This window comes from Ferruginibacter sp., assembly GCF_014377975.1.
Lineage (GTDB): Bacteria > Bacteroidota > Bacteroidia > Chitinophagales > Chitinophagaceae > Ferruginibacter.
Genome location: NZ_JACMOO010000177.1, coordinates 1 through 12,732 on the forward strand (window position 1 = coordinate 1; position 12,732 = coordinate 12,732).

At 38.1% G+C, this 12,732-nt stretch carries 11 protein-coding genes; all 11 read left to right on the forward strand.

The annotated features are described in order from the left end of the window. Positions 1–2,123 (forward strand): hypothetical protein (locus tag H7254_RS10460; RefSeq protein ID WP_301932917.1); only part of this gene is annotated, 2,123 nt, incomplete at its 5' end. A 150-nt stretch (positions 2,124–2,273) separates the two neighbouring features. After that, positions 2,274–2,489, forward strand: a complete 216-nt coding sequence (locus H7254_RS10465) for a PID-CTERM protein-sorting domain-containing protein (protein ID WP_301932918.1) — start codon at positions 2,274–2,276, stop codon at positions 2,487–2,489. Positions 2,490–2,692: 203 nt separating this feature from the next. Further along, entirely contained in the window at positions 2,693–3,520 is an 828-nt protein-coding gene (locus tag H7254_RS10470) for a polysaccharide biosynthesis/export family protein (RefSeq protein WP_301932919.1), read from the forward strand. Between the two features lie 21 nt (positions 3,521–3,541). Continuing rightward, entirely contained in the window at positions 3,542–5,950 is a 2,409-nt protein-coding gene (locus H7254_RS10475; protein ID WP_301932920.1) for a polysaccharide biosynthesis tyrosine autokinase, read from the forward strand. Between the two features lie 286 nt (positions 5,951–6,236). Continuing rightward, positions 6,237–6,740, forward strand: coding sequence for a UpxY family transcription antiterminator (locus H7254_RS10480; RefSeq protein WP_301932921.1), 504 nt, complete (start codon positions 6,237–6,239; stop codon positions 6,738–6,740). A 297-nt stretch (positions 6,741–7,037) separates the two neighbouring features. After that, a complete protein-coding gene (gene asnB, locus H7254_RS10485; protein WP_301932922.1) occupies positions 7,038–8,825 on the forward strand; it encodes an asparagine synthase (glutamine-hydrolyzing) in 1,788 nt (595 codons plus the stop codon). After that, positions 8,818–9,951 carry a glycosyltransferase family 4 protein gene (locus tag H7254_RS10490; protein WP_301932923.1) on the forward strand — a complete coding sequence of 378 codons (1,134 nt, stop codon included), beginning with the start codon at positions 8,818–8,820 and terminating at the stop codon, positions 9,949–9,951. Before asnB ends, H7254_RS10490 begins: the two co-directional genes overlap by 8 nt. Before the next feature lie 104 nt (positions 9,952–10,055). After that, a complete protein-coding gene (locus H7254_RS10495; RefSeq protein WP_301932926.1) occupies positions 10,056–10,616 on the forward strand; it encodes an acyltransferase in 561 nt (186 codons plus the stop codon). A 118-nt stretch (positions 10,617–10,734) separates the two neighbouring features. Then, a complete protein-coding gene (locus H7254_RS10500; RefSeq protein ID WP_301932924.1) occupies positions 10,735–11,607 on the forward strand; it encodes an ABC transporter permease in 873 nt (290 codons plus the stop codon). Positions 11,608–11,727: 120 nt separating this feature from the next. Continuing rightward, the gene (locus tag H7254_RS21490) at positions 11,728–11,877 is read left to right on the forward strand and encodes a PIN domain-containing protein (RefSeq protein ID WP_367875436.1); all 150 of its coding nucleotides are present in this window, start codon (positions 11,728–11,730) and stop codon (positions 11,875–11,877) included. 370 nt (positions 11,878–12,247) lie between these two features. Continuing rightward, positions 12,248–12,732 (forward strand): ABC transporter ATP-binding protein (locus tag H7254_RS10505; RefSeq protein ID WP_301932925.1); only part of this gene is annotated, 485 nt, incomplete at its 3' end.

The window sequence follows — 12,732 nt, forward strand, 5'->3', positions numbered from 1 at the left end:
TAGGTATTCTCACCATTCAGGGTAATTTTATCAAAACAGCTACACCCGTGTTTGCGCACAATAATGGCAGTGTTTTATTAAATGGAAACAGCCAGTCTTTTGCAGGCCTGCCTTATAATATTTTACTGCTGGATAATACAGGCATCAAAACGCTTACGGGCAATGCCAGCATCGCAGATTCTCTTAAAATCAGCAATTTACAAACTACACCTTCTACAGAGTTATCGCTTGGTGAAAATTATATCACGTTACAGTCTGTGCCAAACAAAACGGCAAGAGTAGGCGTACTGCCCAACGTTGACGGAGTAAAAATAAATTATGGAATCAACGGACGTTTTGTAGTGGAAAGATATTATCCTCCAAGAAGGGGCTGGAGGCTGATAACCGCACCCATTACCGCGGATGCATCTAAAAGCAGTGTGTTTAAGTCGTGGCAAAACTGGGGAGTGGCCAGTTTCCAAAGCGGTGCTTTTGTTACTGGTAAAAATGCCGATCCCACAAATAATGGTTTAGACATCTCGCCCTTAAACAATAGTTCTTTAAAAATATTTAATCATACAAGTCAGTTATTCCAGGAAGTAAGTGATACTAAAAATCAGTTGATAGCAGCAACCACGGGTATTTCGGATAATATTGGGTTCTTCATTTTTATCAGGGGTGATAGAAGTACTGTAAATCTTTTTAACCCACCCTTTGCCAACAGTACCACCTTAAGGGATACCGGGAAAATTTTAATAAAAAACCAACCGTTTATTTTTAGTGGACCAACTGCGAGCGGTTATTGCCTGGCAGGCAATCCGTATGCTTCACCTGTACACGCCTCCAAAATTGTTGCCAATACACCTGGTATAAACAATGGAGTTTTTTATACGTATGATCCTTACCTTAATGCCGAGCAGGGTGGGTACATTGCTGTTACCTATAATCTTACCGGAGGTGGAAAATGGGAGGCTACTCCTCCCAGCCCGATTGGCAAACAGGACAGTATTATTCAATCTGGTCAGGCATTTTTTGTTCAGCGAACTGCCTTTTCTGCAACCCTTCTTTTTACGGAGCAGGATAAATGGCTTACCGGTAACACGGCTGTTTTTCGTCCGGTTGGCAATAATGAGCCTCCCGCCAGCGGCTTTTCTTTCAGAACCAATTTGTATTTGTTAAATGCAGATAGTACGTCCACACTAGCTGATGGCATCCTGGCGGAATTCAGGGAAGGATATAAAAATTCTATTGATTTAATGGATGCCATTAAATTTAATAATGCTAAAGAAGGACTCGGTTTGTTAAGAGAAAACAGACAAATCATGGTGGAAAGAAGGAATATATTTTCAGAAACAGATACGCTCTTTTTTAAGCTCACCAATACCAGACAGCGTAATTATCAGTTTGAATTTATACCACAAAATATTGACCCCTCTATGTCAGCGGTGCTTGAAGACAATTACACAGGTACAAAAACACCCATCAGTGTGATGGCAACTTCCTGGGTTTTATTCCCTGTCAATGCAGATTCAGCTAGTGCTGCTTCCAATCGATTTAATGTAATATTTAATAAAGCAGCTGGTGCATTGCCCGTTACTTTTATCAATATTCAGGCAAACAAACAAGATCAATTTATAGAAGTGAAATGGATGGTAGAAAATGAAATAAATATTCATCAGTATGAAATTGAAAAATCATTGGATGGGGTACATTTTAGTAAGGTAAACCAAATGGCTGCAATGGGTGCCACCGGCACAATAATCTATAAATGGCTGGATGATAACCCACTGCCAGGAAAGAATGTCTTTCGCATAAAAAGTATTTCAAAAAATGGTAAAGAAAATTATAGTTCCTTTGTTGCTATAAATTGGGAAGATCTGCAAAAATATATACTGGTCTATCCAAATCCTGTTAAAGATGGAGTAATCTGCCTGCATTTTTTCAATCAGCCCAAAGGCCGATACCATATCAGGATACTGAACCAATTGGGGCAGCTGGTACATGCCCAGTCAATCCGGCATAACGGAAGCAATGGTTTAATAAATATTTTACCGCAAAAAAATAAAATGACTGCGGGGATTGGTGTACTACAGGTTATTACGCAGGCAAATGCTATTAAAACCATGCAATTAAATATTGAATAAAAAAAGGTTGTTTCCGGCCCATGACTAAGATTTCCACAATACGGGCGAAAATAAAAAAAGCAATGCCTTTAATGAAAAATATAATTACAAAACAATCGTTATTTTTATACTATTGACTGAATTTTAAATGTTGAAGAAAATATACTTTGAATGAAAAAATATAATAAAAGGTGGATGGTATGTTGTGGGTTGTTTGTTTCACTGAATATTTTACCGGCCACTGTACATGCTCAGTTTGGCGATACTAATCCTGATCCTGACGCGCCCATTGATGGGGGTATTGGTTTATTACTGGCAGCAGGTATTGGCTATGGGGTGAAAAAAGTAAGAGATAACCGAAAAAAAAGGACGGCTCAACTACACTAATTTATCTCCATAATTTCTTGAAAGGGTGTTAACGGTTATCATCCTTTTCTTTTTATAAAAACCTTCTCCAACCTATTTGTTGGCTCTGTCAAAATTTTATGCGAAATTTGACATTGTCTGTCAATATTTGCATGATAAATATTTTAGTGTAGTATATAGCTGTTTTTTATTTAACTATTATTGCGCTTCTTAAAGAATTCATTATGAAATTACCTGCTTTTTGCCCACCTGCAAAAGGATATTTATTAACGCTTGTGCAAACAGCTATGCTGGTATTTTTTTCTGTTGCATTGTTTAGTTCCTGTGCTATAACAAAACCCAGCTATATCTTTAAAGATATTAAAAAAGATACGGTGATACAGGGTTTCAAAGATGCCGGTATGGAACTGCAAATTCAGAAAAATGATCTGCTCAGTATTACTATTTCCAGTTTAAACCCAACAGAAGATTTATTGTTTAATTCGGCCATGGGCTCTTCTGCTGCATCATCAAAATCTGAAGGCGGCGGGGGAGGGTACCTTGTTAGCAATGAGGGAAATATTTACATGCATAAGTTGGGAAAACTACTGGTAGCAGGCATAACCAATAAAGAATTAAAATACCAACTGGAAAAAGATTTATCACCCTTTTTAAAAGACCCCATTGTTACTGTAAGTTTTGCCAATCATTTTATTACCATCATGGGAGAAGCGGGCAGTTCGCAAAAATTAATTATCCCTAACGAAAAAATTTCGATCATAGATGTTCTTGCATTAAGTGGCCATGTTACACCCAATGCTAGTTTAAAAGATGTAATGGTGATCCGGGAAACCGAAGGGGCCAAACAATTTAAACACCTTAATCTGGAAAATGCATCCATTATTACATCGCCCTGGTACTACCTGCAGCCTAAAGATATTTTAGTGGTTAACCCCAACGAAGAAAAACTATATACTGAAGCCCGGCGCACAAGAAATTTGCAGTTATATACAACCTTTTTATCAGTATTATCAATTACCTTAATTATTTTAGACAGAATTATAAAGAAGTAACAATTGCACAGCAATTAATGTATGAATGAACAACCTCTATTTCAGGAAAAACCGGAAACAAATATTTTTGTACAGATACTACAAAAATACCTGCCCTTTTGGCCCCTGTTTGCATTAACCATTCCCATTGCGATGAGTGTTAGTTACATTTATTTACGATCGCAAATACCCATTTACGGGGCCAGTGCAAAGGTTTTATTAAAAGATCCCAATAAAGGTTCGGGCGATAGTAAAGTACTGGATGCCCTCAATATATTCAGCGAAAAAAAGATTGTGGACAATGAGATACTGGTATTAAAATCATCCAGTATTGTGCAGGAAGTGGTAAAGGAGCTGGATTTATATGCCACAGTCTACAACCAGGGTAAAGTTAGGTTAGAGGAATTGTACGGGCAAAACTCACCCATTCATTTTGTTGCTTTACAGGAAGACAGCATCGTTTCTTATAACAAATATTTTTTTACTGTTAATTGGAAAAACAGAACTGTAGTCATTAATAAACAGGTTGTACCTTTTGACTCCTCTGTAGTTCTGGACAATACTGCATACCGGCTGATGATAAACAATGCCTATAATAATGCGGTTACAGGTAAAAATTTTTTTGTGTTGATTAGCCCGGTTGCTGCCGTAGCAGGAGGTTTATCAGGTAGTATCAGGGCCTCGCCCCTTTCAAATGTTTCTACCGTATTGGATGTATCCCTGCAAACACCCGAACCTGCAAAATGCGTAGCGATTTTAACCAGGTTATTTGAAGTTTACAACCGGGAGGGTATTGAAGATAAGAACCTCATAGCTTCAAAAACGCTTGCTTTTATTGAAGACAGGCTTCACCTGGTAATTGGCCAGCTGGATAGCGTTGAAAAAAATATCGTTTCGTTTAAATCCAGGGAATCTTTGTATGGTGTTGGGTCGCAGGCAGAACTTTTTTTGGGTAAAGTACAGGACCTGGATAAGCGCAAAGGTGAAATAGATCTGCAACTTGAAATACTCAATGATATAAAAACTTATATTCAGAATAAAGGGAAAAAGACGGGAACGGTACCTTCCTTAGCCCTGGTTACCGATGCTACCCTAAGCGGTTTACTGGGACAATTATACCAGGCCGAATTTGACCAGGACAATGCCGTCCGCATCACCGGCTTACAAAGCGAGCCAGTATTGATGGCGAATGAAAAAGTGCGGCGCTTAAAAGCGGATATAAAGGAAAACATGGCTAATATCCGGGCAAATTTATTAACGGTTAAAGGGGATATAATTGCTAAAACAAATTTAAATAACGGGCTGCTGAGCCAGGTACCTCAAAAAGAAAGAGGCTTACTGGAAATTAGTCGCCAGCAGGCGGTTAAAAACACCATTTATTCGTATTTATTGCAAAAAAAAGAAGAAACGGCGTTATCCTCAGCATCTACTTCTTCCGATCTCCGTGTTATTGAAAAGGCAAGTGCTTACGGACCGGTCAGTCCGGTAGCCAAAAATTTTTATTTAACGGGGTTTATAGTAGGACTATTGTCGGCGGTATTTTTGGTACTGCTGAAAGAACAGTTTAAAAGTAAAGTATTGTTCAGGGATGAAATTGAGGGTAAAACTATCTTACCATTTGTGGGGGAAATTGTACAGTCCAATACCAAAACGCCCATTGTTATCCTGGAAGGTAAAAGAACCGTAATAGCAGAACAGTTCAGGGCTTTAAGAACCAACCTTGCTTATATCGGTTTAAATGAGCAACATAAAACCCTGTTAGTAACCTCCAGTATATCGGGAGAAGGTAAAAGTTTTATTGCCATCAACTTTGCCATCAGCCTTACCTTAACGGGAAAAAAAGTGGCCCTGATGGAAATGGATCTTCGCAAACCCAAGCTCAGCAAACTGATGGCGGTAAATAGAGATCCGGGTATATCCAATTTTATTGTGGGCAAAGCTGGTTTTGAAGAAGTAATACGACCAACAGCCATTCCTAACTTATTTATAGTGCCGGCAGGAGTAATTCCCCCCAACCCCACCGAACTGATTGGTAAACCAGGTTTTGCCAGGCTCATGCAACTTCTTAAAAAAGAATTTGATTATGTAATAATAGATACTGCTCCCGTTGGCCCGGTAACGGATGCCTTACTGCTGAATGATTATTGCGATGTAACCCTCTATGTAATCAGGCACGACCGCACGCCCAAAGCCTTTTTAAAAATGATTAATGAACTGAACAGCACTAAAAAATTTAACAATATGTGCCTTGTTTTTAATGGCGTAAAAAAACGGGGCATCAATATCGGCAGTATCAGCAAAGCGTACGGCTATGGCTATGGCTATGGCTATGGATATGGTTCAGGCTATGGATATGGGTATGGGTACGGGTACGCCATTGATGACAGTAACCCTGATAGTTTTGGATTAAAAAAAATGTGGCGCAGGATAAAGCGAATCATAAGGGGATAGGCCCGCAGGAGTAGGCGGAGAAAGTTGCGGTGGTAGGGCTGGCTGGGTTAAAATTTACTTTAGAAGTATTTTATACAATTACGGTCTGTTCCTCCACCTCGCTTCCTCTTTTTTTGCAACGCCATTAACTATTTGAAATAGCTGTAATAAATTTTAAATTAAATTTATTGTTGGTGTGCCCTGTTTTAAACATGGATATTTTTGAAGCCTTTGGTGCGGGGTAAAAAATGATTTTTTAAAAATCTTAGTTAAAAATTTATGTAACTGAGATAAGCGAAGCTATGCAATGACAAATAATAATGAACAATGGTATGCCTTGTATACCAAGCCAAGATGGGAAAAAAAAGTAGCCGGATTGTTAGACGATCAGGGCATTGAAAATTACTGCCCTATCAATAAAGTAACGCGGCAATGGAGCGACCGGAAAAAAGTGGTGCTGGAGCCCATGTTTAAAGGCTATGTATTTGTAAAGATCGGAGAGGCCGGAAAATGGGAGATAAAAAAAGTGAACGGGGTACTCAATTATGTATACTGGCTGGGGAAACCTGCAATAATCAGGGAAGAAGAAATTCTTACTATCCGCAAGTTTTTAAATGAATTTTCCGATGTGGAAGTTACCAGTCTTTCCCTTACAGTAAATAATATTGTTAGGGTAAAAACCGGTGTACTCATGAATTACCAGGGCGTGTTGATAGAACTGATTGGAAATAAAGCACGGGTAAAAATAGAAAGTATGGGTTTGCAGTTAAGTGCGCAGTTTGATAAGCGGAATTTAGAGCAAATAGGGTGAATGGGAGTTGCTAAATGCTAATAGCTAATTAATAATTAATAATTAATAATTCCATCCATTTGGAGTTACCTTCTCATGACAAAGTCTCTGCCACTTATAACTTATTTTACCCTGCTTTTTAATTACTCATTTTTAATTAAACAGTATGGAATTTGGAATTAATAATTTCCATCATTCGCAGTTACTTTTTTAACAAGTTTTTGCCACCTATATTTTATAACTTTTAACTTATGCCCCATATTAATAATATTCCTGTATTTCAATTTTTAATTATTAATTATTAATTATTAATTAAAAATGTGTAGAATCGCTGGCCTTGTAAACCCCTCCATGCCATTAGCAGCTATTAAAGCAGTGGTTAAGGACATGTGCACGGTACAAAAACATGGTGGTCCTGATGACGAAGGTATGTATTCTAATGAAGGCAATCACCTGGTATTGGGGCATCGCCGGCTTTCCATCATTGACCTTTCAATGGCAGGCCATCAACCCATGGCGTACGATAATGGCCGGTATCAAATTAGTTATAATGGTGAAATATACAATTATGCTGAGTTAAAAAATTCACTTAAAAAACTGGGTTGTATATTTACTACAACTTCGGATACAGAAGTAATACTGGCTGCATTTGCCACCTGGGGTACTGAAGCATTTGCTAAATTCAATGGCATGTTTGCCTTTGCATTACTGGACAACGAAAGCGGGCATCTTTTTCTTGTAAGAGACGCTGCCGGCATAAAGCCTTTATATTTTGCACATACTAAAAATGGGCTTGCTTTTGCATCCGAAGTAAGGGCGTTTAAAAGTATTCCTTACCTGCAAACGCCCAATCCTTACTGGCAGGTATATTTAATGGCTTATGGACATTTACCCGAACCCGTTACTACTTTAATCGATGTTCAGCCACTTAAAAAGGGATGGTATTTAAAATATACCCTTTCAAGTGGCCAAATTCAGCAACAGGCGTTTAACCGGTATAGTTATATGGAGCAAATAGATAACCGGGAGGAAGCTATTTTGCTAATACAACAAACTTTGGCAAAGGCAATAAAAAGTCACTTATTATCAGATGCCCCGATTGGCGTATTTTTAAGTGGAGGGCTGGACTCAAGTATTGTGTCACTGCTGGCCAACGAATACCAGGATCAGTTAAAAACGATCTCTCTTTATTTTGATGACAGTAATTATTCGGAAAAAAAATACCAGGATATTGTTCAACAGAAATTAAATGGAAACCAGTATCAGCAACTGCTGACCGAAGAAGAATTTCATACCGGTTTGCCGGGTATCATCAGGGCAATGGACCTGCCAAGTTGTGATGGCATCAACACTTGGTTTATAAGTAAATATGCCCGTGAGCGGGGTTTAAAAGCAGTGCTGTCGGGTATTGGAGGAGATGAGTTGTATGGCGGTTATCCTTCTTTTAGCCGGATACAACCGGCCCTGGCAGCAAAACAACATCTCCCAAATGCCTTATTAAGGGCAGGCCGGTATACAGGTTTAAAAGCCCTGCGCCGTCTTTGCTACCTCAGCATACCGGGTTCGGTGGGCATGTATCTTTTTTTAAGGGGCCAGTTTATACCCAGCGAAATTGCCGCCTATTTAAATGTGGAGGAACAAGAGGTTTGGCGCATACTGGAAACGCAGCCACAGTTACCGGATATTACCAATTTAACCCCCAAAAATCAGGCGAGCTGGTTAGAAGCTAATTTATATATGCAGAACCAGCTTTTAAGGGATGTTGATGTAATGAGTATGGCAAACGGAGTAGAAATAAGGGTTCCCTTTTTGGAAGCTGCATTTTTAAAACTTTCCCTTAAAATATGCAGTGATATTAAGTATCCAGGCGCATTTAAAAAACAATTACTGATAGATAGTTTTATACATAAATTACCGGAGCAGATATGGAACCGGCCTAAAATGGGGTTTACATTTCCTTTTAAAGACTGGCTGACAAAGGATCAATATGCTGAAGGTAAATCAGGAGCAAAAAGTATAGATAACCATAAAAAATTTATGGAAGGTAATCTGCATTGGTCACAGTTTTTAACTGTTTTTTTAATGGAAAATCATACAGATGCATAGTACGGGGGTTTTATTTTTAACGCTAAGGGTATTTTCTGCCACGGGCGGTATTGAAAAGGTATGTCGCCTTGCAGGTAAGGCGTTGTATGAATTATCCGGCGAATCATACATTCAGTGGATAAAGGTATTTTCATTATACGATGAACCTGCAAATATTAATACCACCTATTTTCCGGAAACCATCTTTTCGGGCTTTGCAAAAAAACGCATCCGTTTTTTATATGCTGCCATACATAAAGGCATAGACAGCCAAATAGTTATTTTAAGCCATGTTAATTTATTGACCGTAGGATACTTTATCAAATTATTTTCTCCAAAAACTAAAGTAATTTTAATTGCACATGGTATAGAAGTATGGAGCAGTTTTCCAGGATGGAAAAAGAGGATGCTGCAGCGCTGTGACCAGGTAATACCGGTAAGCGATTTTACAAAAAAGAAGATGATGGAAATGTACCAGCTTCCCGAACAAAAATTTACCATACTCAACAATTGCCTTGACCCATTTTTACCTCCACCAAAGCAAACAAAAAAAGACAACAGCCTGCTTGCCCGTTATGGTATAGATGCCAGTGATATGGTTTTATTAACCCTTACCAGGTTGGCAAGCAAAGAAAAATATAAAGGCTACGACCAGGTAATACAGGCTGTTTATGAACTCAGACACACACACCCTGCAATTAAATACCTGTTGGTAGGTAAATATGATGCCATTGAAAAGGCCAGGCTTGATACAGTTATAAAACGGTTAGGCTTGCAAAACCAGGTTGTTTTTTCAGGCTTTATAGCCGATGAAGAACTGGCAGCTCATTATGCTATGGCCGACGTATACATTATGCCCAGCCAGAAGGAGGGCTTTGGCATTGTTTTTATTGAAGCCATGTTTTATGGAAAACCAGTTATTGCCGGTAATAAGGATGGTTCTGCCGATGCATTAAAAAACGGAAATCTTGGTTTACTGGTTGATCCGGATAACCAGCAGCAAATTACCCATGCCCTTGTTGAAGTATTAAGCAACACCGAAAAATATATCCCTAACCACCAGGAAGTAATGCAAAATTTTAGTTTTGAAGTATATAAGGAAAAGCTGAAGGGAATTTTGGGGGGAATAGTAAGTAGTGAGTATTGAGTAGTGAGTAGTGAATTTGCATAGTGTGAAAATTATTAATTATTAATTATCAATTATTAAAAAGCTTACAATTAATTAAATACTTCAAACACGATACTGCCATTATCGAAGAAGGATGTACAATCGGCGACGATACCAGCATCTGGCATTTCACGCACCTCATGACTGGTTGCACCGTTGGCAACAATTGCATTATTGGCCAAAATGTTTTTATTGGCGACGAAGTAGTGCTGGGCAATAATGTAAAAGTGCAAAACAATGTATCCATTTATACCGGGGTTATTTGTGCCGACGATGTTTTTTTGGGACCATCCATGGTATTTACCAATGTTATCAATCCCCGCAGCGCCATTGAAAGAAAGAACCAGTTTAAAAAAACCCGGGTAAAAAAGGGAGCCAGCATTGGCGCCAATGCCACCATTGTTTGCGGTAATGAATTGGGGGAATATTGTATGATTGGTGCAGGTAGTGTAATAACCAAACCGGTAAAGCCCTATGCTTTAATGATGGGGAATCCTGCCCTTCAAAAAGGCTGGGTGAGTGAGTATGGACATACACTTTCTTTTTCAACAGCGGGCATAGCAGTTTGCCCCGAAAGTGGAGAAACATATCGTTTAGAAAAGGAGGTTGTTACAAAAATAACTGGTAGCATAAAAGTTATTTAATTGCAGCAACAAAAAATAATTACGGATGCGCATTCATAATAATATCAGTAATTGTAACATCAATATGCTGAGTTTTTCTTTTCATTGGTAGTCTTTCATTTTACATCATTCAATTGCAATGCAAACGCACACCGAATACAAATTAGATAACGAACACTGGGATCTTATACTGGAACCAAAAGCTGCTTTTTTTGACCTGCAATTAAAAGAGGTTTGGAAATACAGAGACCTGTTATGGTTATTTGTAAAAAGAGATTTTGCAGCGCAATACAAGCAAACCATTCTTGGCCCATTATGGCATTTTATACAACCTGTTTTTACCACAATCGTTTTTTTACTGGTGTTTGGAAAAATAGCCAATATTTCTACCGATGGGCTGGAACCTGTTTTATTTTACATGAGTGGCATAACAATCTGGAATTATTTTAGTGCCTGTTTAACCGCCACCTCCAACACCTTTGTTGCCAATGCTGGTATTTTTGGTAAAGTGTATTTTCCCCGGCTTGTTATACCGCTTAGTACCGTATTAAGTAATATGGTAAAATTTGGTATTCAATTTTTACTGTTGTTGGGTGTAATGGTTTGGTATGGTATAAAGAGCCATCATTTTTATTTTGGTGTTAATTGGTTATTAATTCCAATACTGGTGCTGATGATGGCAGGCTTAGGTTTAGGACTTGGCATTATCATTTCATCGCTTACCACCAAGTACCGCGACTTTACAGTATTGATTGGTTTTGCGGTACAATTACTAATGTATGCAACACCCATTGCATATCCTTTATCTTTTTTAAAAGGTAAAAGTTTTGCAGCATGGATTGCCTGGAATCCTTTAACACCCATTGTAGAAGCATTTCGCTTTGCGTTGTTTAAATCAGGTACCGTACATGTTGAAGGGCTTCTATACAGCGGTGGTATTATTGCCCTATTTTTATTGGTGGGTATGTTGGTGTTTAGTAAAGTGGAGCGTACTTTTATGGATACTGTTTAATACAGGTTGAAGGTTGATTGTTGAAGGTTGAAGGTTGAAAGTTCAAAGTTGAAGGTTGAAGGTTGAAGAAAGTTCAAGGTTGATTGTTGAAGGTTGAAGAAAGTTGAAAGTTGATGGTTCGTGGTTGAAGGTTGTACACTTAGTAATAAGATTATTGAAATTAGAAATTTATACAAACTAAAACTACCTGATGCCATAATAGCTGCATCAGCAATTGTAAATAACGCTGTATTACCAACAGCAGATAAAGGATTTAGAAAAGTTGAATAACTTCAATGGATGATTACCGGATAAATAAAATTTTGGCTTTGAATGTTAAAAGTTGATTGTTGAAAGTTAAAGAAAGTTGATTGTTAGTGATTTCGTTTCTTATCATAGTTCCTTCCGAAAAATATAATAGATAGTAATTTTTTAGGTAAGTTTCAAAAATATAACTGGCATACCTTGATAATAAAATTCCCTTTATATTCTTTGCTAAGCATTGGCCTTGCAGCCTTGTCATTTAATTATAACGAAACACCTATATTAAAATTAAAGTACAGGTTCTTTAAATATGAAGAAAGTTAAACGCAGGTTTTTGCCACACAATAAAATAAACAGCTTACAAAAATCCAATCCAGCAAAAAACAAATAAACTTACTTGAGTACCGTAATAAAAGTAGAAAATCTCTCTAAGCAATATCGCCTTGGTTCAGTAGGTACCGGATCTTTTGCACATGATATAAACCGTGCCTGGCATCGGGTAAGAGGAAAGGAAGATCCTTATTTAAAAATTGGCGAAGAAAATGACCGTACCCAAAAAGGTAGTAGCGAATATGTATGGGCTTTAAAAGATATCAACTTTGAGGTACATCATGGAGACGTGTTAGGTATTATTGGCCGCAATGGAGCAGGCAAAAGTACCCTATTAAAAATATTGAGCCGTGTTACTGGGCCTACCACCGGAAGTTTAAAAGTAAAAGGTAGGATTGCCAGTTTATTAGAAGTAGGTACCGGTTTCCATCCAGAGTTAAGCGGAAGAGACAACATCTTTTTAAATGGCGCCATCTTGGGAATGCGAAAGCAAGAAATACAAAGAAAATTTGATGAAATTGTTGATTTTTCTGGAGTAGAACGTTATATAGA